The organism is Bradyrhizobium sp. UFLA06-24, assembly GCF_054967145.1.
This window is the reverse complement of sequence record NZ_JADFUE010000021.1, coordinates 68,488-94,205: the sequence shown is the minus strand read 5'-3', so window position 1 is coordinate 94,205 and position 25,718 is coordinate 68,488. Positions and strand designations below refer to the sequence as shown.

General features: G+C 65.0%; 26 protein-coding genes, 1 tRNA gene and 1 pseudogene. 13 read left to right on the top strand and 15 right to left on the bottom strand.

The window, feature by feature from the left end; translation table 11 throughout:
• Positions 1 to 73 precede the first annotated feature (73 nt).
• From IF809_RS18835 to IF809_RS18820, 4 genes are read right to left on the bottom strand one after another with little or no spacing between them, the layout of a single operon-like run.
• Positions 74 to 892: an ABC transporter permease gene (locus tag IF809_RS18835; RefSeq protein ID WP_164938412.1), complete on the bottom strand. Its 819-nt coding sequence runs from the start codon at positions 890 to 892 to the stop codon at positions 74 to 76.
• A complete protein-coding gene (locus IF809_RS18830) occupies positions 885 to 1,658 on the bottom strand; it encodes an ABC transporter ATP-binding protein (RefSeq protein ID WP_128963698.1) in 774 nt (257 codons plus the stop codon). The genes IF809_RS18835 and IF809_RS18830 overlap by 8 nt, the downstream gene beginning before the upstream one ends.
• Before the next feature lie 34 nt (positions 1,659 to 1,692).
• Positions 1,693 to 2,697: an ABC transporter substrate-binding protein gene (locus IF809_RS18825; protein WP_128963697.1), complete on the bottom strand. Its 1,005-nt coding sequence runs from the start codon at positions 2,695 to 2,697 to the stop codon at positions 1,693 to 1,695.
• A gap of 34 nt (positions 2,698 to 2,731) precedes the next feature.
• On the bottom strand, positions 2,732 to 4,096 hold the full coding sequence (locus tag IF809_RS18820) for an FAD-dependent oxidoreductase (RefSeq protein ID WP_128963696.1): 1,365 nt from the start codon (positions 4,094 to 4,096) through the stop codon (positions 2,732 to 2,734).
• 110 nt (positions 4,097 to 4,206) lie between these two features.
• On the opposite strand from IF809_RS18820, the gene IF809_RS18815 reads away from it, so the two are divergent.
• Positions 4,207 to 5,091: a LysR family transcriptional regulator gene (locus IF809_RS18815; RefSeq protein ID WP_462838176.1), complete on the top strand. Its 885-nt coding sequence runs from the start codon at positions 4,207 to 4,209 to the stop codon at positions 5,089 to 5,091.
• Between the two features lie 105 nt (positions 5,092 to 5,196).
• Here IF809_RS18815 and IF809_RS18810 read toward each other — a convergent pair whose 3' ends face one another.
• On the bottom strand, positions 5,197 to 6,000 hold the full coding sequence (locus IF809_RS18810) for an enoyl-CoA hydratase-related protein (protein ID WP_462838175.1): 804 nt from the start codon (positions 5,998 to 6,000) through the stop codon (positions 5,197 to 5,199).
• Positions 6,001 to 6,155: 155 nt separating this feature from the next.
• Between IF809_RS18810 and IF809_RS18805 the strand changes: the two genes are divergently transcribed.
• On the top strand, positions 6,156 to 7,130 hold the full coding sequence (locus tag IF809_RS18805) for a ketopantoate reductase family protein (protein WP_462838174.1): 975 nt from the start codon (positions 6,156 to 6,158) through the stop codon (positions 7,128 to 7,130).
• Between the two features lie 4 nt (positions 7,131 to 7,134).
• Here IF809_RS18805 and IF809_RS18800 read toward each other — a convergent pair.
• A pseudogene (locus IF809_RS18800) lies at positions 7,135 to 7,809 on the bottom strand (alpha/beta hydrolase family protein).
• A gap of 125 nt (positions 7,810 to 7,934) precedes the next feature.
• On the opposite strand from IF809_RS18800, the gene IF809_RS18795 reads away from it, so the two are divergent.
• Entirely contained in the window at positions 7,935 to 9,080 is a 1,146-nt protein-coding gene (locus tag IF809_RS18795; protein ID WP_453994490.1) for an acyl-CoA dehydrogenase family protein, read from the top strand.
• Positions 9,081 to 9,084: 4 nt separating this feature from the next.
• On the opposite strand, the gene IF809_RS18790 is transcribed toward IF809_RS18795, so the two are convergent.
• Entirely contained in the window at positions 9,085 to 9,969 is an 885-nt protein-coding gene (locus IF809_RS18790; RefSeq protein WP_462838173.1) for a LysR family transcriptional regulator, read from the bottom strand.
• Between the two features lie 102 nt (positions 9,970 to 10,071).
• On the opposite strand from IF809_RS18790, the gene IF809_RS18785 reads away from it, so the two are divergent.
• Genes IF809_RS18785 through IF809_RS18775 form a run of 3 tightly spaced genes read left to right on the top strand, consistent with a single transcriptional unit; the run spans position 10,072 to position 11,558 of the window.
• Positions 10,072 to 10,500 (top strand): DoxX family protein, encoded by a 429-nt coding sequence (locus tag IF809_RS18785; protein ID WP_462838172.1) that lies wholly within the window; start codon positions 10,072 to 10,074, stop codon positions 10,498 to 10,500.
• 19 nt (positions 10,501 to 10,519) lie between these two features.
• Positions 10,520 to 10,981 (top strand): DsrE family protein, encoded by a 462-nt coding sequence (locus IF809_RS18780; RefSeq protein ID WP_453994484.1) that lies wholly within the window; start codon positions 10,520 to 10,522, stop codon positions 10,979 to 10,981.
• 46 nt (positions 10,982 to 11,027) lie between these two features.
• Positions 11,028 to 11,558 carry a TlpA family protein disulfide reductase gene (locus IF809_RS18775; RefSeq protein ID WP_462838171.1) on the top strand — a complete coding sequence of 177 codons (531 nt, stop codon included), beginning with the start codon at positions 11,028 to 11,030 and terminating at the stop codon, positions 11,556 to 11,558.
• Here IF809_RS18775 and IF809_RS18770 read toward each other — a convergent pair.
• Positions 11,555 to 12,694, bottom strand: a complete 1,140-nt coding sequence (locus tag IF809_RS18770) for an amidohydrolase/deacetylase family metallohydrolase (RefSeq protein WP_462838170.1) — start codon at positions 12,692 to 12,694, stop codon at positions 11,555 to 11,557. The genes IF809_RS18775 and IF809_RS18770 overlap by 4 nt on opposite strands.
• Before the next feature lie 146 nt (positions 12,695 to 12,840).
• On the opposite strand from IF809_RS18770, the gene IF809_RS18765 reads away from it, so the two are divergent.
• The gene (locus IF809_RS18765; RefSeq protein WP_462838169.1) at positions 12,841 to 13,698 is read left to right on the top strand and encodes a dienelactone hydrolase family protein; all 858 of its coding nucleotides are present in this window, start codon (positions 12,841 to 12,843) and stop codon (positions 13,696 to 13,698) included.
• On the opposite strand, the gene IF809_RS18760 is transcribed toward IF809_RS18765, so the two are convergent.
• The 3 genes from IF809_RS18760 to IF809_RS18750 all read right to left on the bottom strand — a co-directional run bounded on the left by IF809_RS18760 (position 13,699) and on the right by IF809_RS18750 (position 16,043).
• A tRNA-Arg gene (locus IF809_RS18760) sits at positions 13,699 to 13,775 on the bottom strand.
• A gap of 94 nt (positions 13,776 to 13,869) precedes the next feature.
• Complete coding sequence (locus IF809_RS18755) at positions 13,870 to 14,508, bottom strand: RraA family protein (protein WP_462838168.1); 639 nt, start codon at positions 14,506 to 14,508, stop codon at positions 13,870 to 13,872.
• A 17-nt stretch (positions 14,509 to 14,525) separates the two neighbouring features.
• Positions 14,526 to 16,043 (bottom strand): AMP-binding protein, encoded by a 1,518-nt coding sequence (locus IF809_RS18750; protein WP_462838167.1) that lies wholly within the window; start codon positions 16,041 to 16,043, stop codon positions 14,526 to 14,528.
• A gap of 315 nt (positions 16,044 to 16,358) precedes the next feature.
• Here IF809_RS18750 and IF809_RS18745 point away from each other — a divergent pair, with 315 nt between their 5' ends.
• The gene (locus IF809_RS18745; RefSeq protein WP_128963621.1) at positions 16,359 to 16,979 is read left to right on the top strand and encodes a hypothetical protein; all 621 of its coding nucleotides are present in this window, start codon (positions 16,359 to 16,361) and stop codon (positions 16,977 to 16,979) included.
• Between the two features lie 16 nt (positions 16,980 to 16,995).
• On the opposite strand, the gene IF809_RS18740 is transcribed toward IF809_RS18745, so the two are convergent.
• Both IF809_RS18740 and IF809_RS18735 read right to left on the bottom strand, forming a co-directional pair.
• Positions 16,996 to 17,211, bottom strand: a complete 216-nt coding sequence (locus IF809_RS18740) for a hypothetical protein (protein ID WP_453994473.1) — start codon at positions 17,209 to 17,211, stop codon at positions 16,996 to 16,998.
• A gap of 18 nt (positions 17,212 to 17,229) precedes the next feature.
• Positions 17,230 to 18,237, bottom strand: coding sequence for a 2-dehydropantoate 2-reductase (locus IF809_RS18735; protein WP_462838166.1), 1,008 nt, complete (start codon positions 18,235 to 18,237; stop codon positions 17,230 to 17,232).
• 180 nt (positions 18,238 to 18,417) lie between these two features.
• Between IF809_RS18735 and IF809_RS18730 the strand changes: the two genes are divergently transcribed.
• On the top strand, positions 18,418 to 18,984 hold the full coding sequence (locus IF809_RS18730; RefSeq protein ID WP_128963618.1) for a YidB family protein: 567 nt from the start codon (positions 18,418 to 18,420) through the stop codon (positions 18,982 to 18,984).
• Positions 18,985 to 19,023: 39 nt separating this feature from the next.
• A complete protein-coding gene (locus tag IF809_RS18725) occupies positions 19,024 to 19,296 on the top strand; it encodes a GlsB/YeaQ/YmgE family stress response membrane protein (RefSeq protein ID WP_188637410.1) in 273 nt (90 codons plus the stop codon).
• 129 nt (positions 19,297 to 19,425) lie between these two features.
• On the opposite strand, the gene IF809_RS18720 is transcribed toward IF809_RS18725, so the two are convergent.
• A complete protein-coding gene (locus IF809_RS18720; protein ID WP_462838165.1) occupies positions 19,426 to 20,211 on the bottom strand; it encodes an SDR family NAD(P)-dependent oxidoreductase in 786 nt (261 codons plus the stop codon).
• A gap of 246 nt (positions 20,212 to 20,457) precedes the next feature.
• On the opposite strand from IF809_RS18720, the gene IF809_RS18715 reads away from it, so the two are divergent.
• From IF809_RS18715 to IF809_RS18705, 3 genes are all read left to right on the top strand, one after another.
• Positions 20,458 to 21,522: an acyl-CoA dehydrogenase family protein gene (locus tag IF809_RS18715; RefSeq protein WP_462838164.1), complete on the top strand. Its 1,065-nt coding sequence runs from the start codon at positions 20,458 to 20,460 to the stop codon at positions 21,520 to 21,522.
• 15 nt (positions 21,523 to 21,537) lie between these two features.
• On the top strand, positions 21,538 to 22,698 hold the full coding sequence (locus IF809_RS18710) for an acyl-CoA dehydrogenase family protein (RefSeq protein ID WP_453994465.1): 1,161 nt from the start codon (positions 21,538 to 21,540) through the stop codon (positions 22,696 to 22,698).
• 89 nt (positions 22,699 to 22,787) lie between these two features.
• A complete protein-coding gene (locus tag IF809_RS18705) occupies positions 22,788 to 23,606 on the top strand; it encodes an enoyl-CoA hydratase/isomerase family protein (protein ID WP_462838163.1) in 819 nt (272 codons plus the stop codon).
• On the opposite strand, the gene IF809_RS18700 is transcribed toward IF809_RS18705, so the two are convergent.
• Positions 23,593 to 25,713, bottom strand: a complete 2,121-nt coding sequence (locus tag IF809_RS18700; RefSeq protein WP_462838162.1) for an acetate--CoA ligase family protein — start codon at positions 25,711 to 25,713, stop codon at positions 23,593 to 23,595. The two genes, IF809_RS18705 and IF809_RS18700, sit on opposite strands and share 14 nt — an antisense overlap.
• Positions 25,714 to 25,718 lie beyond the last annotated feature (5 nt).

Here is a 25,718-nt window from a genome sequence, read left to right as displayed (position 1 = left end):
ACGTCGTCGCGAGTCATCAACGAATGGTGGGCACGTTTGCGCTTTGCCCACCCTACGGCAGCGCGGATTGTGGCTACCGCCAGTGCAACAACCGCACCTCGAGCCAGCCGATCACCTTTCCCACCGCGAGGCCAAACACCGACAGGATCACCACGCCGGCGAGCAGCTGATCGGTCTGCATCAGATTGCCGGCCTGCAGCACGAAGGCACCGATGCCGTATTGCGCGCCGATCATCTCGGCGCTGACGACGAGGAGCAGCGCGACCGACGCCGTGATGCGGAAGCCGGCGAGGATCGCAGGCAGCGCGCCCGGCCAGATCACCTTGCGCACGATGGTGGCGAACGGAACGTTGAAGCTCTGCGCCATGCGGATCAGGTTGCGCGGCACCGCATCGACGCCGCTATAGACCGAGATCGCGGTCGAGAAGAATACGCCCAGCGCAATGGTCGCGATCTTCGGCTCTTCACCGATGCCGAGCCAGAGGATCAAAAGCGGCAGCAGCGCGATCTTCGGGATCGGGAACAACGCCGAGATGAAGGTGATGCCGACGCTGCGCGCCAGCCGCGACAGACCGATGGCAAAGCCGACCACGACGCCAGCGGCCGTTCCCAGCACCCAGCCGACGCCGATGCGCAGCAGCGAGGCCGACAGATGCTGCCAGAGCGCGCCCGACATCGCGAGCTCGTAGATCGCCCGGACGATCGCCGAGGGCGGTGGCAGGAACAACGGATTGACCAGCCTGGCGCTGCCCGCCGCCTGCCAGATCGCGATCACCAGCGCGAGCGCGATCCAGCCGCCGAACCGGCTCGATGCGGGCACGAAGCCGGCGCCGCGGAAGCGGACGCGCCGCGTCGTCTCGTCCTTTGCCGACAGACCCGCGCGATCAAGCATGCTGAACCTCGCGTTCGGCATCGATCGCCTCGTTGCGGATCAGGGACCAGATCTGATTTTGCAGCGCCAGCAGCTTTTCGCGCGCCGCCGCCTCGCCGCGCTCGGCACGCGTCATCGGCACGCTGACGACCTCGCGGATGCGCCCGGGCCGGCGCGACAGCACCACGATGCGATCGGCGAGGCGCGCCGCCTCTTCGAGATTGTGGGTGACATAGACCGCGCCCATGCCGCCGTCAGCGAGCAGGCCGACGAAATCCTCCATCAACAACTCGCGGGTCTGCGAATCCAGCGCCGACAGCGGCTCGTCCATCAGCAGGATCGCAGGCTTGACCGCAAGCGCGCGCGAGATCCCGACGCGCTGGCGCATGCCGCCGGAGAGCTGTTTTGGATAGGTCGCGCGAAAATCGGTCAGTCCCGTGCGGCGCAGGGCATCCTCGACCAGCGCGCGGCGCTGCGCGGTCGAAAGCCGGGTGTGCAGTAGCGGGAATTCGACGTTCTCCTCGACGGTGGCCCAGGGCAGCAGCGCAAAATCCTGGAACACGAAGGTCAGCGGATTGAGACTGTCCGCCGGCGGCGCGCCGCGCAGCTCGGGCGCGCCCGACGTCGGTTGCAACAACCCGCCGAGGATCGACAGCAGCGTGCTCTTGCCGCAGCCGGAGGGCCCGACGATCGCCACCACCTCGCCGGCGTTCACCGTGAAGGAGACGTCGTCGAGCACGGCAAGATCGCCGAAATGGTGCGAGATGTGGTTGGCGATCAGGTCCATGAATGCGGCCTCAGTGTCGTCCCGGCCTGGTGCATCAATCCGCCTTCACATAGTCCTTGGCGATGATCGTATCAGCGTCAAAGCCCTTGTCGGCAAAACCCTGCTCCTGGAGCCATTTGATCTGATTGTCGACGTTCTTGACGTCGAGCTTGCCGTCCGGATCGATATAGGCGCAATTGCCGACCACCTGCTCCACCGGCAGGTTGGTGTACTTCGCGATGATCTCGAGCAGCGGTTTTGTCTTGTCGTTGATCGGGGCGATGCCATCCTTCATCGACGCCAGGATCACGTCGTGATATTCGCGGTCGGCTTTCGCGAGGACGCCGAGGAATTTCGTCACCAGCGCCTTGTTGGTCAGCGTCTTCGGCGAGGCGAACACCGCGCCCAGCTGCCAGGGCGTCTCGTCGCCGACCCAGCCCAGGAATTTCGCGCCGCCATCATCCATCAGCTTTCGCGCCGTCGAGATCGGCAGTAGCGCCGCATCGACGGTCTCGCCCTTCAGCGCAGCGGCTGCGTTCGACAATGATTGCAGCGGAACGATCTTCACGTCCGAAAGCTTGAAGCCGTATTTGTCGGCGAGCAGGCCGAGCGAATAATGGAAGGACGAGCCGACCTGGGTCATCGCAATGCGCTTGCCGGCGAGATCCTTCGGCGTCTTCAGGCCGGTGGCGTAGGCGTTGTTGCTGGCGAAATAGCCGATCAGGGGATAGCCAGGCTTCTCGCGGCTCATGCCGCCGATCACCTTCAGCACGCCCTTGCCGGCGAGATTGTAGAGGCCGGCAGTGAAGGCCGTGACGCCGAAATCGACATCGCCCGACGTGGTGGCGACTGCGATCGGCTGCGCCGCGTCGAAGAATTTCAGCTCGATGTCGAGACCGGCCTCGCGAAAATAGCCCTTGTCCTGCGCGATGAAGACAGGCGCGGACGACGACAGGCGGAGCACGCCGACCTTGGCCTTCAGTGCGTCTTCGGCCCTCGCCGTGCCCATCGCCATCATTGCCAAAAGGCCGGCAACCGCGAGCCGCGCAATCCCGATCATCCCGCTCCCTCCAATGGTTCTTCTTGCAGTCCGCTTACAAGCCCTTTGGCACGGGCTGATCCCGCCCGATGAAGGCGCCCTGTTGTTTCAACGTTTCCTGCAATTTTTCAATGGGGATTTCGCGTGGAATCCGGTTTCCGGCGAGCGCCAGCGCGGCGGCGGAACCGGCGGCCTCGCCCATCACGAAACAGGCACCGGACACCCGCGCCGCGGACTGGCCCTCATGGGTCATCGAGGCGCAGCGGCCGGCGACGAGGAGATTGTCGACGCCTTCGGGCACCAGCATCCGGTACGGCAGCTCGTTATAGCCGCGCGATTCCGGGATCGGCGGAAAGGTGAAGACGACGTCGCCGGGCACATGGGCTTCGATCGGCCAGCCATTGACGCCGATCGAATCCTCGAACGAAGCGCAGCCGAGCACGTCCTCGCCGCTGAGCTGGTAGCCGCCCTTGATGCGGCGGGTCTCGCGGATGCCGAGCTGCGGCGGCAGGTCGACGATGTAGGACTTTTCGAAGCCCGGCACGGTGCGCAGGAATTCGAACGCGGCGAGCGCCTGCTTGCGGCCCTCGATCTCACCGCGGGTGAGATCGTCAGGCTCGACGCCATTGATGGCGTGGCCATCCTCTCGCGCCACCTGCGTGAAGTTCACCCGCCATTCGATGCCGGATTTTTGCGGCCGCACGATCGCGCTCTTGCGCGGGAAATTGTGCGTGCCGGCCGCAGTCGCCTTTTCCATCAGCTGCGGGATGGTCCGCCAAGCCTCGCCCGCCTTCTCAGGATCGATGCCATTGAGGCGCAGCATCATCGACGGATACAGCGGATGACCGTGCGCGTCACCGATCTCGAACGGCGCGCCGGCCCAGACCGCGAGATCGCCGTCACCGGAGCAGTCGATGAAGATCTCCGAGCGCACCGCCTGCCGGCCCGCCTTGGTCTCGACCAGCAGCGCGTCGATGCGGCGGTCTGCGCCCATCACGACGCCGGCGCCGAGGGTGTGGAAGAGGATGTTGACCTTGTGGCTGGCGAGCAATTCGTCGGCCGCGATCTTGTAGGCGGCGGTGTCGTAGGCCTGGGCAAAGACCTTGCCGAGGATCAGATGCGGCGCGTTGAGGCCGTTCAGATGATCGATCCGCGCCAGCAGGTCGGAGGCCATGCCCTGCACCAGCCTGACGGCCTCGCCGTAGACATTGCCATGCAGGCCACAGAAATTGGTGACGCCGGCCGCGGTGCCCATGCCACCGAGAAAACCGTAGCGCTCGATCAGCAGCGTCTTGCGACCGGCGCGCGCGGCTGAAGCTGCAGCGACAATGCCTGCCGGGCCGCCGCCGAGGACCACGACTTCGTATTCGCCATAGAGCGGCACCTGACGTGCCGGTTCTTCGATCACCGTGACCCGCATCGCGCGTCCTTCCCAAAATCCTTTGCTTGAGAACGACTATGAATTAACGCGAGAGGGCCTACAATCCATCAAAATATGCGATCAGCTTTCACGAATCGAGAAGGGTCGACATGGACGTCCTGGTGAACCTTCAGGCCTTCCTCGCCACAGCGGACGCGGCTGGCTTCTCCGCGGCCGCACGAAAACTCAATGTCTCGACCTCGGTGGTGGCGAAACGCGTCACGCAGCTGGAGGCGCGGATCGGCACGCCGCTGTTCCACCGCTCAACCCGGCAATTGCGGCTGACCGAGGCCGGGCAGCGTTACGTCCATCGCGCCCGCGGCGTCGTCGCTGACGCGACCGATCTCTTGTCGCGCATGGGCGAGAAGGGCCACGATCTCGTCGATCATCTCCGCATCAAGGCGCCAACCTCCTTGACGGTGGCGCGGCTCGCGGATGCCTTCAGTGCGTTCCAGACGCAGAACCCGCGGCTGAAGCTCGAGATCGTGCTGATCGACCGCCCGGTCGACCCCGTCACTGAAGGCTTCGACATCGCGATCGGCGCCTTCCCGCATGCCTTCGGCGGCGTGGTCGACGAGCCGCTGGTCCCGTTGAAGCGGCTGCTTTGCGCCTCGCCGGCCTATTTGAAGAAGCACGGCACGCCAAAACATCCGCGCGACCTCGTCGAGCATCGCTGTCTCAGCTTCATGCCGACTGGCCCCGAATGGGTGTTTGACGGACCGCGCGGCCGCATCAGCATCCAGGTCAGTCCGCTGCTGTCGTCGAACGAAGGACATGTGCTGGCGCGCAGCGCGATCGTCGGCAACGGCATCACGCTGATCTCGCATTATCTCGTTGCGGCCGCGCTGCGCGACGGCACGCTGAAACAGGTGCTGCGCGACTTTCCAATTCCGGAGTTGTGGGTCAAGGCCGCCATCCCCGAGCGGCGGCGCAATGCCGCCGCGGTGCAGGCGCTGCTGACTTTGCTGAAGACGTCGCTCGCGCCGTCGCTGTGAATTGGGATGCCGTAGCCCGCATGAAGCGCAGCGGAATGCGGGGACGCCGCCCCCGGACTGCGCTTTCGCTCCATCCGGGCTACGCGGCTACTGAGCGGCGAGCGCTCAGTCCTTTCCGGCGCCCCACTTGGCCGCGCGCTTCTCGGCAAACGACGCCAATCCCTCCGCCGCCTCGGCGCTCTGGCGCTTGAGCGAATGCAGCTGAATGAGCCGCGCGTAGGCGGCATCATCCACCGCCATTCCGCCGAACGAGCTCTCCAGCGCCAGACGCTTGGTCTCGGCCATCGCCTCCGGGCCGTTGGAGAGCAGTTGCTCGACCAGCTTGGCGCCCGCGGCATCGAGATCAGCCAGCGGCACGACGTCGTGGACGAGGCCGATGCGGCGGGCGTCCTCGGCGCCGAAACGCTCGCCTGTCAGCGCATAACGGCGGACTTGCCGAGCACTAATGGCATCGCAGAGCTGCGGAATGATGATCGCCGCGGTCAGGCCCCAACGCACCTCGGTAATGGAGAACAGCGCGTTGTCGGCGGCGATCACGACATCGCAGGCGGCGATCACGCCGGTGCCGCCGCCGAAGCAGCCGCCCTGCACCAGGGCCACGGTCGGGATCGGCAGCGTGTTGAGCCGCTGCACGGCCTCGAACGTCGCGCGCGAGGCCGCCTCGTTGGCCTCGGGCGATTGCGGCCGCACACCGTTGATCCATTTGAGATCGGCGCCGGCCTGAAAATGCCTGCCGTTGCCCCTGAGCACGACGACGCGAAGATTCGGCTTCTTCCCAAGCTCGTCCATGGCCGCGAGCACGCCCGCGATCAGGGCACCGTCATAGGCATTGTTGACCTCCGGCCGGTTCAACGTGACGGTCGCAACCCCACGCTCATCGAGGCTCCACAGCACAGGGTTGGCAGTCATCGGCGATCCCTCCGGTCGTTTGTTGGCCGTGCACTATGGCCGAGCCCGCACGCCTTGATCCATATCTTTCCGGCGTGGGGCGGCCGCGTCCATCGCATGGCGGCTTGTGTCATGGTGGCGCCGGGCGGCACTTCGAGGTCAGGGACGGAATCATTATGCGCATCTGCATTTTCGGCGCGGGCGCCGTCGGCAGCCATCTTGCGGTACGGCTGGCACGCGCCAGTCATGAAGTTTCGTGCGTGATGCGCGGCGCACATCTGGAGGCGGCGCGTGCCAATGGCCTCAAGCTGCGCGTCGGCGATTCCGAGGTTTCCGCCAAGGTGAATGCCTCGGGAGATCCGGCCCAGCTCGGCCCGCAGGACGTCGTGATCTCGACGCTGAAGGCCACTGCGCTGACGGGGCTGGTTTCCAGCATCAAGCCGCTGCTGCAGGACGATACCGCGATCGTGTTCGCCCAGAACGGCATTCCCTGGTGGTACGGTATCGGCCTGCCGCCGCGACACCCGACGCCGCCGGACATTTCCTTCCTCGATCCCGGCGGGCGCCTGCGCGCCTGCATCCCGAAGGAGCGGATCATCGGCGGTGTCGTCTTCTCCTCCAATGAGGTGATCGCGCCCGGCGTGGTGCAGAACCTGACGCCGGACCGCAATCGTCTCCTGATCGGCGAATGCGACGACCGCAATAGCGAGCGCATCACGAAACTCCGCGGCGCCTTCAACGATGCGCGGCTGGAATCGCCGGCGGTGGCCGATATCCGCGAGGCGATCTGGTCGAAGCTGCTGACCAACATGTCGCTCTCAGTGCTGTGCCTGCTCACCGGCCAGACCGCGCGCGGCGTGCGCGACGATCCGGCGTTCTCGGACGTCATCCCGCGCATGCTGAACGAGGCCAACGAGATCGCGCAGCACTTCATCCCGGAGGTCAAGCGCGTCACGCGGAGCGGCCCTGCCCCCAACCACAAGCCGTCGCTGCTGCAGGATTACGAGCTCGGCCGCGCCATGGAGATCGACGTGCTGGTGAGGGCGCCCCAGGCCTTCGCGCGCACCGCCGACCTGTCAACGCCGACGCTCGACCTCATTGCGGCGCTCGCGATCCAGAAGGCGCGAGACAAGGGGCTCTATTCGGCCTGAACTTTCAGATCCCGTCGATCCAGGCTGCAAGCGTGTCGACCACCTCGGCCAACGCGTCGTCATTCGTGCGGCCTGATTTCTTCAACACCGCGAAGGAGTGATCGCCGCCTTCGACCTCATGCAGCGTCGCCTTCGCCCCAAGCGCCTTGATGATGGGCTTGAGGTGACCGAGATCGGCAAGCGCATCGCGCGTGCCCTGCAGGAACAGCATGGGGATCGCGATGCCGGAAAGGTGTTCAGCGCGCTCGCTCGACGGCTTCTTGGCGGCATGCAGCGGAAAGCCGAGAAAGGCGAGTCCTTTGACGCCGGGTAGGGGGGCCTTCGACTGCGCCTGCGACGTCATACGCCCGCCAAAGGATTTTCCGCCGGCGACGAGCGTCATGCCGAGGCACAATCGCGCCGCCTCCTCGACCGCCGCGCGGATGGCCGCATGCGCGACCGCCGGCTGGTCGGGACGTCCTTACTTGTTTTCCATGTAAGGAAAATTGAAGCGAAGCGTGGCGATGCCGCGCCCGGCGAGACCTTCCGCAACCTTGGCCATGAAGGAATGCCGCATGTCGGCGCCCGCGCCATGCGCGAGCACGTAACAGGCCCGCGCATGATCCGGCTGCGTCAGGAGTGCCGAGACCGTGCCGATGCGCGCGATGTCGAGCTTGAGCTCTCTGGTTTTGACGGCCACAATCAAACATCCAACAGATGCGTTTCCCGGGGCCTTGGTAGCCTCACCCACGCAGCCTGAAAACACAATAATTGCCTGGGGTCACTAGCTTACCAAGCCGGCAAGCCGCATCAATCGAGGTAATCATGTCCTACCGCTCCTCCTGGATGACCGAAGAGCTCGACGTCTTCCGTGACCAGTTCCGGAAATATCTCGCCAAGGATCTGGCGCCGCATGCCGAAAAATGGCGCGAGCAGAAGATGGTCGACCGCTTCGCCTGGCGCGGGCTCGGCGAGATGGGGGCGCTCTTGGCGAGCGTGCCGGAAGAATATGGCGGCTTGGGTGCCACCTTCGCCTATGACGCCGCGGTGCTGGACGACCTCGAAAGCACGGTGCCGGAGCTGACGACCGGCGTCTCCGTGCACAGCGCCATCGTCGCCCATTACATCCTCAATTACGGCTCGGAGGAGCAGAAGAAGCGCTGGCTGCCGAAGATGGCCTCGGGCGAGATGGTCGGTGCCATCGCGATGACCGAGCCCGGCACCGGCTCTGACTTGCAGGCTGTGAAGACGACGGCGAAGAAGCAGGGCAATTCCTACGTCATCAACGGCCAGAAGACGTTCATCACCAATGGCCAGGCCGCCGATCTCGTCATCGTGGTCGCACGGACCGGCGAGCAAGGTGCGAAAGGCATCTCGCTGATCGTGGTCGAGACCGCGGGCGCTGACGGTTACAAGCGCGGGCGCAATCTCGACAAGATCGGCCTGCACGCCTCCGACACGTCGGAGCTGTTCTTCGACAATGTCACGGTCCCGCCGGAAAACCTGCTCGGGAAGGAGGAGGGCCAGGGGTTCGTGCAGCTGATGCAGCAATTGCCGCAGGAGCGCCTTGCGCTCGCGGTCGGTGCCGTCGCCGCCATGGAGCGCGCTGTCAAGCTGACCACGGAGTACACCAAGGAGCGGAAGGCGTTCGGCAAGCCGCTGCTGGACTTCCAGAACACCGCCTTCACGCTCGCCGAGCGCAAGACCGAGGCGATGATCGCGCGCGTCTTCGTCGACTGGTGCATCGAACGCCTTGTGGCCAAAGACCTCGACACTGTCACGGCGTCGATGGCGAAATACTGGTGCTCGGACAAGCAGGTCCAGACCGCCGATGAATGCCTCCAGCTGTTCGGCGGCTACGGCTACATGCAGGAATACCCGATCTCGCGCATCTTCATCGATTCCCGGATCCAGAAGATCTATGGCGGCACCAACGAGATCATGAAGCTATTGATCGCGAGGTCGCTGTAGTCAGCTATTTCATCCGCTTGTCGGCGGCGATGAAGTCGATGAAGGTCCTCACCTTCGCCGAGAGATATTTGCGGCTGGGATAGACCGCAAACAGCTTGCCCGCAAAGACGATGTGCTCGGGCATGAGATGCTCGAGGCGGCCGCTGGCGATGTCATCCGCGACCAGCCATTTCGGCAGGAAAGCGAGGCCCATGCCTTCGAGCGCGGCCAGATGCAGCAGCGTTTCATTGCCGCTGCGCAGCACCGGGTTGAGCTTGACAGTCTGCGGACCGTGCTCGCCGGCGAAGGAGAAGCTCTCGCCGGGATATAGCGCATAATGCAACAGGGGAATGCCGGAGAGATCGGCGAGGGTCTCCGGACGTCCGGCGCGTTTCAGAAAGGCGGGGGCGGCCACCACGTAGAATGGAACGCTGGTGATCGGGCGCGCGATCAGCGCCTCGTCCGGCGTGCCGGTCGCGCGCAAGGCGAGATCGAATCCCTCCTCGACGAGATTGACCAGCCGTCCGCTGAGATCGATGTCGAGCCGCACCTCCGGATAACGGGCCTGGTAGTCCGCCAGCACGCCCGCGAAGATCGAATTCGCCATCCATACCGGCGCGGTGAGTCGCAGCGTGCCATGCGGAACGACCGTGGCGTTGCTGACGGCGGCCTCGACCTCGTCGAGCGAGTCCAGCATTTGCCGCGCCTGCTCGAAATAGAGCGCACCGCTCTCGCTCAGGCTGACGCGCCGGCTGGTCCGGTTGAGCAGCCGCGTGCCGAGCCGCTTCTCGAGCTGCGCCACGTGCTTGCTCGCCATTGCGGGGGACATGCGCAGGCGCTGCGCCGCGGTCGCGAAGCTCCTCAGCTCGGCTACCAGGCAAAACACCCTCATGCTGACCAGGGAATCCATGAGATCATCAACGCAGAGGAAATGAACTAATCCTGAAATGCATAATGATCAAAAATGGTGAAACTATCAAATGGTGAGAACCCTCACACTTCGGATAACGCCATGTCGACCACCATCCTTGAGACCGCCACTCTCGGCCGCGCCATTCGCATCGGCCTCTGGGCCGCGCAGATCCTTCTCGCCTTCGTCTTCATTTCGGCGGGGTTGTACAAGCTGTTGACCCCCATTCCCCATCTCGCCGCGGCGATGCCCTGGACCGGCCAGCATTCCGAAACCTTCGTCCGCTCCATCGCACTGGTCGATCTCGCCGGCGGAATTGGCATCCTGCTGCCGGCCCTGACACGAATCCTGCCGCGGCTGACCGTGCTCGCCGCGCTTGGCTGCTCGGTGCTGCAGGTGTTTGCGCTCGTTTTCCATCTCTCGCGCGGTGAGGCCGAGGTGACGCCGCTCAACCTGGTCCTGCTGGCGCTCAGCCTGTTCGTGCTGTGGGGTCGCAACAGCAAGGCGCCGATCAGGCCGCGTCAGCTTTGACCGGTGAGGTGCGGCGGCTATGGTCTCTTTCAACGGATGGTCCCGCAGGGGTCTGCTCGCAAGCACCGCGATCCTCGCGGCCGGCGCCCCGGCCGCGGCCAAGGAGGATCGTCTCACCGACGGCGTCGTGATCCTGATCGACAGCAACGAGCCTTATGTGATGGGACACGCCATCAGCTATTCAGCCAATCTGGCAAAACACTTCGCCGACAAGGGCGCGCGGTTGCTGATCGAGGTCGTCGCCAACGGCAAGGGTATCGACGTCTTCCGCGCGGACAAGACTCCGCTGGCCGGGCCACTCGCGACGTTGCGGCAATCGCTTCCTGATCTCGCCTACAGCATGTGCGCGTCGTCGAGAGCGATCGCGGAAGCCAAGGAGCAGGTGTCGATCCCATTGATCCCGGGCGCGAACCTGGTCCCGTTCGGCATCGGACGCGTGGTCGACCTGCAACTCAAGGGCTGGGCCTACATCCATGCGTGAGACGTCTCCGGCATTGTCGCGGCGATCGCTCCTGATGGCTGCGCCGATGCTTCTCACCTCTCTGCGCGCAAGCCGCGCCCAGGATAGCTGGCCGCCGGTGTTCGAAGCCGGGCGCAGCCAGTTCACGGTCGTGCGGCCTCGCGCCGTGATGCCGCCGATGCGGCTTCAGGAGCCGAACGGCCGGGATACCATCGTATCGCCGAGGGCGGGCCGCATCACCCTGGTGAACTTCTGGGCCACATGGTGCGCGGCCTGCCGGCTCGACCTGCCGACGCTGGCGCGGCTTGCGGGATCACGGCCCGACCGGCTCGACATCGTCGCGATCTGCACGGACACGAAGGATCTGAGCAAGGTCCGCGCGTTCTTAGGCAACCTCGCCGTAAAAGACCTCGCCTGCTACGTCGACACCTATGGTGCGGCGGCGCAAGCATCGACCGAGATGTTCCCTATCATCGGCATGCCCATCACTTACCTTATTGGGACGAGCGGTCGCGTCGAAGGCTACATCGCGGGCGCACCCGACTGGCTCTCACCGGAAGGCGCGCGGCTGCTGCAATTCTATCGCGAGCAAAGCTAGTTCGGATGCCACCAGCGGCCACCGATGACGACGCCTTCCGAGACGATCTTGCGATCGCCGATCAGGTGCTCGCCGACGACGTCCTCATAGTCGAACTGGCCTTGCCTGACCGAAATCAGGGTGGCATCGCCGATGCTGCCCGGCTTGAGGCTGCCGAGCTCGGGCCGCCGCAGCGCCATCGCGGCATTCTCGGTCGAGGCGGCGATCACGTCCGGCAGCGACATGCCCATGCAGAGGAATTTCGACATCGTCGTCACCTGGTCGAAGGCCGGGCCATTGATGCAGAGCTGATGGATATCCGATGAGATCGTATCCGGATAGAAGCCGTTGGCGAGCATGGCACGCGCGGTCTTGAACGCGAACGAGCCCTTGCCGTGGCCGATATCGAACAGCACGCCGCGCTCGCGCGCATCCAGCACCGCCTTCTTCACCGTGCCCTGCGCCGTCGCCGGTGAATTCGGGAACGGGCGGAAAGCATGGGTGAGCACGTCGCCGGGCCGAAGGCGGGCCAGCACCTCTTCATAGGTCGGCGGCGGATGGTCGATATGCGCCATCAAGGGCATGCCGACCTCGTCAGCAACCTGAAGCGCGATATCGAGCGGCACGGCGCCCGACGTGCCCGAAGAATGCAGCCCGACGCGCACCTTGATGCCGACAATCACATCGCGGTTGGCATCGGCAACCTTGGCCGCCTCGATCGGGTTCATCAGCCGCAGCTCTTCGCTCTCGCCGACCATGATCCGGTGCGAGAAGCCGAAGATGCCGGCATGGGAAACGTGCAGATAGGCCAGAATGCGGACCTGGCTCGGCTCGATGACATGCTTGCGGAAGCCCGCGAAATTGCCGGGGCCGGCGCTGCCGGTGTCGACCGAGGTGGTGACGCCGGAGGCGCGGCAGAATTCCTCGGCATCGATGCCGAGCGAGGTGCCGCCCCAATAGACATGGGTGTGGAGATCGATCAGCCCCGGCGTCACGATGAACTGCGAGACGTCGCGAACCTCGGTCGCCGGATCCGCCTTGAGCCCACTGCCCACTGCGGCAACCTTGCCACCCGAAAATGCGACATCGGTCACCGCATCGAGCTTTTGCGAGGGGTCGATCACCCGCCCGCCGCGCAGGATCAAATCGAAAGGCATCATCGTCTCCGGATTCGCGGATAGGGCTTGCAAAGGTCTGCCAGAATGGCTGCTCACCGCGTGTAGCAATTTTTACGCGGAGCAGGCAAATTGCCGTCGACAGCGCCGCAAAGCGGCGACGCTGCCGCGGATAGGGGGGCTTCATCATGACCACGATTTGGCAGCGATCTGTGCGGTTCGCATGCTTCGCGGGCCTGGCCTGCGTGCTTGCGGCGATCACAACCGCCGTCGCGGCCGAAGACAAGCCCGGCGACATCAGGGGCACCACGCTCGATCCCACGGCGGACAACCTCGCTGCGACTTGGCGCAAGGCCAATCTCGTGCTGCCGGCTTCGCTGACCGGCCGCGAGCGCTGGCAAGGGATTCCATCTGCTGCGCCCGAGGTGACCGGCAAGGCGCCGCTTGTCGTGCTGCTGCATGGATCGAGCGGCGTCTCGCCGGCCGTGAAGGACTTTCAGGTTTGGCTGGCCGACACGATGGGGCTCGCTTCAGTTGCTCCCGACAGCCTCGCGATCCAGGACCGCTTGACCTATGTTTCGCCGGTCTCGGTCGAGATCTACGAACGCGTCCACGCGCTGCGCCTTGCCGAACTCACGCATGCGCTGGAAGCCTCGAAGGCATGGGCCTGGGTTGACCGCAGCCGCATCGTGATCGCCGGCACCAGCGAGGGATCGGTTGCGGCAAGCCGCTATGCGGGTCCGGAGAGCGCCGCGCGCCTCATCTACTCGTGGTCTTGCGAAGCCAATTACTTCGTCGAACGCCCGCGCCTGGGCTTCGGCCCCGAGGAGCCGGTCTTCAACGCCATCTCGGCACGCGACCCCTATTTCTCGCCGAGCAATCCCTGGAACAGCGACTACGCCGTAACCGGCAATTGCGCTGGCGCGCTGAAGGGGAATCCCCAGGCGGTCGTCCTGGTCGTGGAAGCGGACGTACACACCATCCTCAACCGGCCGGACGTGCGCGAGGCGACCTCACACTTTCTCTCAAGCGTGCTGCAGCCGTAATGGCGATCCCGGCATGACTCGAACATGCGACCTACGGTTTAGGAAACCGCCGCTCTATCCGGCTGAGCTACGGGACCGCGGAACCCGCCAATTAGGCGGGTTGCCTGGAGCTGTACATATCAAAGCGAGGGCCAAATCGGAAGCCCTTCGCTCAGCAACAAGCAGGGCGGATCACGACTTGCCGTAAGCCCCCTGATAGCGGCCCTCGCGGATCGCTTTCAGGGTCTCGTCTTCCCGCCTGACCTGGACGCGGACCGCCTCCAGCAGCGCTGCGGCGCCGGCGGCGGGGAACGACACCACGCCGTCTTCGTCGCCGACCACGATGTCGCCGGGCGAGATCACGGTGCCGCCGATCGTCACGGGCACGTTGATCTCGCCGGGACCGTTCTTGTAGGGACCGCGATGGATCACGGCGCGGGCGAAGCAGGGAAAATCGTCGGCGGCGAACGCCGCGACATCGCGGATCGCGCCGTCGATCACATAGCCTTCCGCTTTGCGCCATTGCGCGATGTTCTTCATGATCTCGCCGACCAGCGCCCGGGTCTCGTCGCCGCCGCCGTCGACCACGATGACGTCGCCGGGACCGACCATCTCGAGCGCGCGATGGATGGCGAGATTGTCGCCGGGCCGGGTGCGCACCGTGAAGGCCGCGCCCACCAGCTTGCCGCTGCGGTGATGGGGTTTCAGCCCGACCGCGCCCGGCAGGCGGCTGAGATTGTCTGAAATGACCGAGGTCGGCGCATTCCTGAAGCCTTCGATGAGTTCGGCGGACGGCTTCGGCACGCTGTTCGCTGCGATGGTGATGGTCATCAATTTCAGTCCTTCTGCTATTCGGCGTGCACCCGCGCCTTCGCGGGCATGATGCGAAACGCGCGTCCTTCCTTCATCCACGCCGCGCGCTCGTCACGCAACAGGGTACGACGAACCTTTCCGGAATCGTCGCGCGGGGGCGCGCTGACGAACTCGAAGCTCTCCGGATGCTTGTAGCGGCTGAGCCTGTCTTTCAGGAAGTCCGCCATGCTGTCCGCGATGGCTTGGCCGTTCGCGTTCGCCTCCGGCTCGATGATCGCATGGACGCGCTGGCCGAGCTCCGGATCCGGCAAGCCCACCACCACGCAGGAGCGCACGCCGGGACATTCGGAGACGGCAGCTTCGACCTCGGCAGGATAGATGTTGGCGCCGCCGCGCAGCACCATGTCGGCGAGTCGATCGCCGAGATAGAGATAGCCTTCGGCGTCCAGCCTGCCGATATCGCCGAGCGATTCCCAGCCGTCGGCGCGCCGCTTCGGCTCGGCGCCGAGATAATGATAGGTGGCGTCCTTGCCGTCGTTGTTGAGGAAATAGATTTCGCCGGTCTCGCCGGGCGCGACGTCCTTGCCGTCCTCGCCGATGATGCGCAAGCGCGCCATCTCGCCGATCTTGCCGACCGAACCTTTGTGCGTCAGCCACTCGGTGCCGGAGATGATGCAGGCGCCCTGCCGCTCGGTGCCGCCATAGAGCTCCCACACCCGCTCGGGCCCGAGCCAGGCGATCCAGTTCTCCTTCAGCCAGGGCGGCATGGGAGCGGCCATGTGGAACACGGTCTCCAGGCTCGACACGTCGTAGGCATTGCGGACGCTGTCCGGCAGCGCCCAGATCCGGTGCATCATGGTCGGCACGAAATTGATCCATTGCACGCGCTCGCGCTCGATCTGCCGTAGCGTCTCCTCGGCGTCGAACTTGACGAGACCCGTGAGCTTGCCGCCGCCGAACAGCGCGTAATGCGACACGATGAACGGCGCATTGTGATACAGCGGACCGGGATTGAGCAGCGATGCCCCGAAGGGCATGTTGAGCGGCAGCGCGGCCGCCGTGTCGGTCACGGCCGGATGATGATCGAGGATCACCTTCGGCCGGCCGGTCGAACCGCCCGACGTCATGGCCTTCCAGTAGCGCGCCACCGGTGGATCGAGCGGCTCGTCGGAGAATCCGTCCGGCGCGAAATCCGCCGCCAGGCGGTTCGGCGCATTCCAGTCGGCCTCGCCGCCGACCACCAGCGCAGGCTTGAGAATGTCGAGCACGGCGGCCGCTTCGCCGCGCGGCAGCCGCCACGACAGCGAAGTCGGCGTCGCGCCGCATTTCCACACCGCAAACGTGGTCTCGAAGAAGGCATTGCCGTTCGGCAATCCGATCGCGACGAAATCGCCGGGCTTGACACCCTTCGCCGCGAATGCCCGCGCGCGCCGGTTGGCGCCGCGCTCGAGCTGGTCCCAAGTCAGTCTGTTCTGCCCATGTTGGACGGCGATCATGCCTTCGGGTTTGCGCTCAGCGTACCAGCGCGGCACGTCAGACAGGGGCAGCAGCATCAGGGGTTTCCACTTCGTCTTCTTGGCGTCGCCTCAGGATGAGGCGCCTCGCGAGACGAAGTGTAACAGGCGGAACTGGTCCTTCAATCGAATTGCGGCCGGGGAGCTCAGCGCTCCTACGACGAATATTTCCTCATGGCATCAAACCGATAGAGTGCAGCGCGCGGCTGTGACGTCCGAGCCACGTCAAGCAAAAAATGTCAGCAGCGCAGTCATGAAATTGATGGGTTCCATGGGTGACAAGTTGGCGATAAAGGGGCAAAAATCGGCCTCGACTCAGTTCGGGTTGAGTTTTGCAAGGAATGCTCCCGTAGAATGTCCGACTTGGTTGCATCGCGCCGTGCAGCGCCGCTTCTCATCGCGGCAGCAGGATTCATTCTGCTGATCTCTTCGCATGCCCACGCGCAATGGTGGAAGCGCGCGCCCGTTGATTTCGAGGAATGCGCCGACGCTGCCGAGAAATCCACAACCAAGGCCGAGAAGACCGCCGCACTCGCGGACTGCAACGCAAAATTCGCCGGCCGCCGCAAGCCGGGCGGCGGCTACACCTATTACGACTTCCTCCAGGATCGCACCTTCGACATCGCAGGTCCCAATCCGACGCCGGAGGAGCAGAAGAAGATCGACGAATCGTACACCGCCTATCTCGCCGATCAGCGCCGCAGCAATGAGGCGGCGCAGGCGATGGCACGCCAGCAACGCGAGCAGCAGGAGCAGCAAGCACAGCAGCTTCAGCAGGTCGTGCTGCGAAGCGAGGTGGAGCGCGTCCCCGTTCCGGTCGAGCGGCCCAAGGTGCAGCAGACCGTCGGTGCGCGACCAAAAGGCGCCTGCACCAAGGGCTCGTTCTCCTGCGAATGGCCGCGGCTGTCGGAAGGCCTGAACGAGATCAAGAAACTGTTCAGCCCGACGCCGAGCAAGCCGGCGAAGAAGAGCTGAGCTGTCTTCACGTCCGTCAGTGCGTTCGCTTCTTCTTCGAGTGCTTATGTCCGGACACCGGCGGAGTTGCGAGTTCAGGCGCCGCCGGCGGGTTGCCTAGCGCCTTCCTGCTCTCCTGTAGGCGCGCATCATAGCCGGGAGAGTTCATGACCGTCGGCGGCCGGGCGTAGGCGAGCCTCGATGCGCCGCAGAGTGCGGCCAGCGCGAGCCCGATCATCAAACAACGCTTCATTGCGCCTCTCCTTTGTTCTCAAGCCCCGCCGCGGATCTGCTGTGGCGAAAGCGCCGGCGCCCCCTTGCCTGATGTCTCCGCCTCCTTCACCAGCGCAACAATGCGGCGCATCAGCGGCACTGCGACCCTGTTCTGCTCGGCGAGCGCAATGACGGCTCCTTGCAGATAGTCGATCTCGGTCGTGCGGCCCTGCTTCAGGTCCTGCCACATCGAAGAGCGTGCCTCGGGGTCGATCTTCATTGTACGCCCCAGGATCGCGTTGAAGATCACGTCGGGCAATCTCAGCAAGCTCGGCGTCCAGCTCATCGGGATCGGCGTTGCCGACACCGGCGTGATGCCGGCAGCCTTCAGCGCGGCAAGCCCCTCCGCCATCTGGTCCGCGAACAACCGCCGCCAGTCGCGGTCCGCCAATTGCGCGACGAGCGGCATGTCGGAGAGCGCGCTGAGCGCATTATTGAGGTTGATGATCAGCTTGCCCCATTGCACGCCGGTGATGTCGCGGCTCGCGCGCATGGTGAGACCGGGCACCGACAACGCAGCAGCAGTGTTGCTCGCATCCTCACCGATCTGGATGTCGCCGGAGCTCGAGCGGTGAAAACGCCCTTCCCCCATCGCCACCACGTTGAACGGCACCATGCCGGCGAGCACGCGCCGGCCGCCAAGCCGCTCATTCAGCACAGCAACATTGCCGACGCCGTTCTGCAGCGACACGATGACCGCATCCTGCGGCGCATGCCGGACGATCTGATCCGCGATGTCGGCCGTGTCGGCGCTCTTCACCGTGACCAGCACGATGCCGGCGCTGTGAAAGATCGCAGGATCCTCGGACAGTGCCAGCCGGCCCGCATCCAGTTTCTGCTCGGAACCGTCGAAATCCGTGAGCCGCAGGCCGAAGCGCTCGATCTCGGTCTTCACCCGCGGCCGCACCAGAAGGGCGACGCGACGACCGGCGGCCGCCAGCTGGCCTCCGACAAAACAGCCGATGGCGCCTGCGCCGGCCACCACGATCGGTCGATCCGTCACCACCTGACTTGCTCCCTGAATGCCCGGCTTCCGATAGCAGAGCCGGGACGCAGAGGCGAGGCCGTCTGCTCACCGCGGCCAAGGCGCATCTGCCTTGTAACCGTCATGAGAGCCCCATATGTTTTTGTCCGGGGGCTTGTCACCGGCGAGAGCTCGCCGACGAGAACGCCAAAGGAGAGCACCATGGGTCTACTCGACGTCCTCAACGGCATGCAGAACGGTCCCCGCGGCCCGAGCACCCCGAGCTCACAACAATCCTCCGGCGGCATGTCGCCGATGACCATGGCGATCCTCGGCCTGCTCGCCTGGAAGGCGTTCAAGCATTTCACCGCGCCCCAATCCGGCTCCGCGCCGCAGCCATCGCCGGCGCCGGCACCTCCGCCCGTGAATGCAGGCACGGGCGGCGGTCTGAGTGACGTGCTCAAGGGCGGCCTCGGCGGCCTGCTCGCGGGCGGCGCCGCCGGCAGCGTGCTGAGCGGCGGACTCGGTGATCTGCTCAACCAGTTGCAGCAGAGCGGCCACGGGGACACTGCGAACTCCTGGGTCAGCAAGGGCGAGAACAAGCCGATCGCACCCGGCGATCTCGCCAACGCGCTCGGCGCCGACCAGATCGACAGCCTGTCAGCCCAGAGCGGGCTGTCGCGCGACGAGCTGCTCTCCGGCCTCAGCCAGTACCTGCCGCGGGTGGTCGATCATTTGACGCCGGACGGCCGGCTGCCGACCGAGAACGAGATCGCGGGACGGATTTGATCAATCGAGGTCTTCGCGTTCGACAAGGGGAGCACTGACATGAGCATGGGCGGCCTGTTGTGGATCATCGTGGTCGGCTTCGTCGCAGGACTGATCGCACGCTTCCTGGCGCCGGGACCGAACAATCCGAGCGGCTTCATCCTCACCACCATCCTCGGCATCGCCGGTGCATTCCTGGCGACCTTCATCGGCCAGGCGATCGGCCACTACGGTCCGGATCAGGGCGCAGGATTCATCATGGCCACGATCGGCGCCGTGGTGGTGCTGTTCATCTGGCACCGGCTGGTCGCGAGCGGGGTGATCAAGGGGTAGGCGCTAGCCGTCGCGCGAGGACGCCATCTGCCTCCTCGTCGCCAATGCGAGGAGTTCTTACGGCGAAGCAATCCAGAATGTTGCCTTGGAGGCAGTCTGGATTGCTTCGCTACGCTCGCAATGACGACCTCACGTGATCAAATGCATCCCTGCATCCATGCGCACGACTTCACCGGTCATGTTGCTGGAGGCCGGCATCGCCAGGAAGCAGACGAGCTGCGCGATGTCCTCGGCGGATGAAGCGACCTTCAGCGGCACCTTGGCAATCACGCTGTCGCGCACCTGCTTGGCGCCGGCTTCGCCGCGGCCCTTGGTGAACCAGGGCGTGTCGATATAGCCGGGGCAGACCGTGTTGACGCGGATCAGCGGCGCCAGCGCGCGCGACAGCGACAGCGTCATCGTATTGAGCGCGCCCTTGCTCGCGGCATAGGCGATCGAGGAGCCGACGCCGCTGAGGCCGGCGACGGAGGAGACGTTGACCACGGCGGACGGGCGTCCCGACGCCTTGGAGCCAGCCTCGAGCAGGCTCCGCGCCGCGCGCACCATCTGGAACGGGCCGATGGTGTTGACGCCATAGAGACGCTGGAAGTCCTCCGCCGACAATCCGTCGAGATCGGCATGGGCGACGTGCTTGGTGGTGCCGGCATTGTTGACGAGGATGTCGAGCTTGCCCCAGCCGCTCGCGGCCGCGACGATCTTGCGGCAATCCTCGTCCTTCGAGACATCGCCCTGCGCGACCAGCACTTCCGCCGCACCCGCCCTGCGGCAGAGCTCTGCCGTGGCCTCGGCTTCCTTCTGGCTCGAGGAGTAGTTGATGACGAGCCGCGCCCCGCTTGCTGCGAGAATTTCCGCGGTTGCTGCGCCAAGCCCGGATGCGGACCCCGTCACGATTGCGCACAAATTGTCCTTGGCCATCCGGATTTCCTTCCCCTTGATTGAATATCGGCACCTTGTTTAGCGAGTTTGACGCGCCCTGCAAATCAAGCAAACTCCGCTAAGCGGAATTAGTCCAGGCCGGTTCTTGCCCCATGCCGAAGGTGCAGATGGGCCTGCGATCAACGCTTGTCAGAGCCATGGCTTTTTCGGATCATCGGGCGCAAGAAGAAACCCGCGCGCCGGCCCGACAGCAGGACGCGCCAATGGCAAAATACGGGGAGCGCTGTGGCGGAGAGTGACAACATCGTCGTCGAGACCGCGGAAAAAATCTTCGCCGATCTCGCCGATCCGCAGACCATCAACAACGACAAGAAAGGTGCGTGGCAGGCGCCGCTATGGCAGGCGCTGAGCGAAGCCGGCCTCCCCTTGTCCTGGGTGGCCGACGATCTTGGCGGCTCGGGTGCGAGCCTTGCCGACGGCTTTGCTCTGCTGAACGCCGCCGGCCGCTTCGCCGTCGCGGTTCCCCTCGCCGAAACCATGTTGGCCGGCTGGCTGCTGGCGCAGGGGAAGATCGCCTCGCCCCAAGGCGAGATGACGGTGCTGCCGGCGAACCCGCGGGATCGCATCACGCGCGATGCCGACGGCGCGCTCTCCGGCAGTTGCCGCGGCGTGCCCTTTGCCAAGGCGGCGAAGCATTTTGCGGTTCTGGCGCATGGCAATGACGGCGTCTCGATCGCGCTGGTCGATGCGGGCAAGGCCCGGATCGAAGCCGGGCTCAATGTCGGCTACGACCACAGCGATACCGTGACGCTCGACAAGGTGCAGCCCGTCACCATCAAGCCCGCGCCTGATGGCGTTTCCCAGGCCACCTTGATGCTGATGGGCGGCGTCGCCCGCAGCCTTCAGATCGCCGGCGCGCTGGAATCGATGCTCGACATCTCCGTGCGCTATTCCAACGAGCGCGTCGCCTTCGAGAAGAAGATCTCGAAATTCCAGGCGGTGCAGCACAATCTCGCCCGCCTCGCCGGCGAATCCGCCGCAGCGCTTGCGGCCGCGACATCTGCCGCCGATGCCATCGCAAACGCAAAGTCCTTCGACGACGAGATCTATCTCGAAGCCGCCTCGGCCAAGATCCGCTGCGCGGAAGCCGCGGAGAAAGGCGGCGGCATCGCGCATCAGGTCCATGGTGCGATCGGCTTCACGATGGAGCACATCCTGCACCGCTATTCGCTGCGCGCGCTGGCCTGGCGCGACGATTTCGGCTCGGAGAGCTACTGGGCCGTCGAACTCGGCAAGCTGATCGCCTCCAGAGGCGCCGACGAATTGTGGCCGCTCGTGGCATCGCGCTGATCGGGAGAGAAACACATGACCGCTGCCCTCCGTTTCGATCCGATCCGCCTGCCCGAGAAGTGCGAGCAACTCCGCAAGGAAGTGCGCGCCTTCCTCGCCGAGGAAGCCGCCCGCGGTACCTTCGATACGAGCAAACCCAACCGCGAGGACACCGACGTGCCGGAATTCTGCCGCCGCGTCGGCGAACGCGGCTGGATCGGCATGACCTGGCCGAAGAAGTATGGTGGCCAGGAGCGTTCCTTCCTCGAGCGCTATGTTGTGACCGAGGAGATGCGCGTCGCCAACGCCCCGACGCGGCGCTTCTTCGTCGCCGACCGTCAGAGCGGCCCGGTGCTGCTGAAATATGCACCCGAGCACATCAAAATGGACATCCTGCCGCGCATCTGCAAAGGCGAAGTGTGCTTTGCCATCGGCATGAGCGAGCCGAACTCCGGCTCGGACCTGTTCGCGGCGAAGACACGCGCGACCAAGACCGACGGCGGCTATCTCATCAACGGCACCAAGATCTGGACCTCGTCGGCGCATATCGCCGACTACATGATCGCGATCTTCCGGACATCGCCGCCGACCAAGGAGAACCGCCGCCACGGGCTCACCCAGTTCCTCGTGAAAATGAAGCAGCCGGGCATCAAGGTGAACCCGATCGGCCAGATCACCGGCCAGTATGAGTTCAACGAGGTCGTGTTCACCGATCACTTCATCCCCGACGATCACGTGCTCGGCGAAGTCGATGGCGCATGGAAGCAGGCGACTTCAGAGCTTGCCTATGAACGCTCGGGCCCCGAGCGCTTCCTCGAAACCTATTACGTGCTGACTGAACTGGTCCGCGCCGTCGGCCCCAACCCGGACACGCGCAGCGCCGAAGGCATTGGTCGCCTGGTCGCACAGCTTCACACCATGCGGCGCATGTCGGTGTCGGTCGCCGGCATGCTGCAGGCGGGCAAGGAGCCCGTCGTGGAGGCCTCCATCGTCAAGGATATCGGCACGGTCTGGGAGCAGCAGCTTCCGCATCGCGTGCGCGATCTCGCCGCCTTCGTCGAGGAGACCGCGACCAACCGCGAGACGCTGCAGCGGCAACTCGATTTCGCCATCAAGACCGCGCCGAAACTCACCATTCAGGGCGGCACCACCGAAGTCTTGCGCGGCATCATCGCGCGCGGGCTGGGCTTGCGCTGACGCGGATGGACGCCGCTGTCGCGGCTCGCTCCGATCACCTCTCCCTTGGGAGAGGTGGTTCTTCGCTACTGAGATATTGGAGACTAGCAATGACCACTTACAAGGATATCGGCGTCGAGAAGGTCGGACACGTCGGCACCATCGAGATTCGCAGGCCGCCGCTCAACTTCTTCGACATCTCGCTGATCAACCAGATCGCGGATGCGCTCGACGAGTTCGACCGCGACATCGAGATCCGCGCCTCCGTTCTCTCGGCGCAGGGCAAGGCGTTCTGCGCCGGCGCCAATTTCCAGGATCCGGCGCGGCAGGCGCAGGAAGCCAAGGAGGCCGAGAACAAAGCCAAGGGCGATCCGGCCGACAGCCTCGGCCCGATCAATCATCTCTACATCCAGGCCGTGCGCATCTTCCGTGCCAAGAAGCCGATCGTCGCTGCCGTGCAGGGCGCTGCCATCGGCGGCGGTCTCGGCCTTGCCGTGTCGGCCGATTTCCGCGTCACCTGTCCCGAGGCGCGCTTCTCCGCGAATTTCACCAAACTCGGCTTTCATCCCGGCTTCGGCCTGACGACGACGCTGCCCGAGCTGATCGGCAAGAACAACGCCGAGCTGATGTTCTACACCAGCCGCCGCGTCACCGGCGAAGAGGCGTATAAGTGGGGCCTCGCCAATGTGCTCGTGCCGCAGGACCAGGTGAAGGCGGAAGCAATGAAGCTCGCCGCCGAAATCGCCGAATGCTCGCCGCTCGGCCTGCTCTCCACCCGGGCCACGATGCGTGCCGGCCTCGCCGACCGCGTGATGGCTGCAACCAACCACGAGCTCGCCGAACAGACGCGCCTGCGCGCAACGGAAGATTTCAAGGAAGGCGTGAAGGCCACGGAAGAACGGCGCGTGGCGAATTTCAGGGGGAGATGAGCTTCACCACCAGCGCATCCACGATCGTCACACCCTGCCCCTCCGGATGCACCAGTACGGGGTTAAGCTCGATCTCCGCGATCTCGCCTGCATGCCGCGCGGCGAGTACGGAAATGTCGGCGATCAACTGCGCAAGGGCCAAGACATCCGCCTTCGCCGCCCCTCGAAAGCCGTTCAGCAGCGGCGCAGCCTTCAATCCCGCCAGCATCGCGCCGGCCTCTTCCGCGCTGACTGGGGCGGGACGGTAGACGGCATCGCGGAACAGCTCCGTGGTGATGCCGCCAAGGCCCACCATCACCATCGGCCCGAACGTCTGATCCGTCATGGTGCCGACGATGATCTCGATGCCCTTCCCGGCCATCGGTCCGACCAGCACGCCCTGGATCTTCGCCTCCGGCCGGTGCTTGCGCGCATTGTTCAGCAGCGCCTCGAACGCCAGGAATACTTCGCCCTTGGTGGTGATGTTGACGCGAACGCCGCCGATCTCGCTCTTGTGCGCGATGTCGGGTGACTGGATCTTCATCACCAGGGGGAAGCCGACACGCGCGGTGGCAGCGTCCAGCTCGCTCTTGTCCTGAACCAGCACTTCGTCCGGCAGCGCGATGCCGGCGGCACGGAGCAAGGCCTTGCTGTCGGCCTCGGACAAAACCGGCGAGAGCAGGTGCGCGGAGAGATCGCGCGCCGGCAGCCGCGTGTCACCCGCTGGGGTTGACAGGGTGAATTTCGCGTAGTCCACGAGCCGTCGCATCGCGACACCGACATGGGTGAGGCCCGAGAGCACCACGACGCCGGACTTGGCAAGCTCGCGCCGCGCGAACTCCGACGGCACCGTGTAGGAATAGAACACCACCGGCTTGTGCTGCGCCGCCAGCACCGGCGTCAACTCCGGCTCCTTGAACGGCTTGCGCACCTCGCTCGACAGCGACAGCACGACCAGGATCGCGTCGATCTCGTCCGAGACCGTCAGCAGATCGACGCTCTTCTGAAGACCGCCTGATGTGACCCCCTGCGCCGTGACGTCGATGGGATTGCGCGCCGTGCCGTAGGACGGCATCAGCGCCTTGATCTCCGCCTGGATCGGCTCCGAGAGTTCCGGCACCTGCAGGCCTTGCAGCGCCACGGCATCGGTGCCCCAGATGCCGGCGCCCCCGGACACGGTGACAACGGCAACGCGATCACCTTTCGGCAGAGGGTTGCTCGTGAGCACGGCGGCGATCGTCAGCGCCTCGTCGAGGTCGTTGGAAACGATGAAACCATATGTGGCAAACACGGCATCATAAGCTGCCGACCAGCCGGCCATGCTCGCCGTGTGCGAGGCAGCGGCACGCTGGCCGGCGCCGGAGCGGCCGACCTTCGTCACGATGACCGGCTTCCTGATCTCAGCGGCCCGCCGCGCCGCGACCAGGAACTTGTCGACGTCGCGGATGCCTTCGATGAACAGCAGGATCACGTCGGTCGAGCCATCCCGCACCATGTAGTCCAGGAATTCGCCGGCGCCGAGGTCGGATTCATTGCCGGAGCTGACCACGTAGCTCACGGCGATGCCGAGCGCCTTGGCGCGGTGGTAATAGGCGAAGCCGATGCCGCCGCTCTGCGCGACGATGCCGATCCGCTTCGTGGTGGCGACCAGCGGCACCACTCCGGGCTTGACGTCGACGGCCGGACTGAACGTTGCCGCGACGCGTTGCATCTGACTGAAGAAGCCCTCGGCATTCGGGCCGGAAATCCGCATGCCGGTGCGCCTTGCCAGCGCGGCGATCGCGCTCTGCATCGCTGCGCTGTCGCCGCCTTCCTCGGCAAAGCCGGAGGAGATGATGACGGCGTTCCTGACGCCTGCGGCGGCGCATTGCTCGAGCGCGGGGAGCACCGCGCGCGCCGGGATCATGATGACGGCTAGATCGATTGGGACGCCGATCTCCGCGATCGATTTGTAGCAGGTGAGCCCATCGATATCCGCGTAGTTCGGGTTCACCGGATAGATCTTGCCGGGATAATCGTTCTTGCGCAGCATCGCGAGCAGCCGGCCCGGGATCTTCTCGTGATCGCGCGAGGCGCCGATCAGCGCGATGCTTGCGGGCGCGAAGAAGGTGTCGAGCGGATGGGTCATGACAT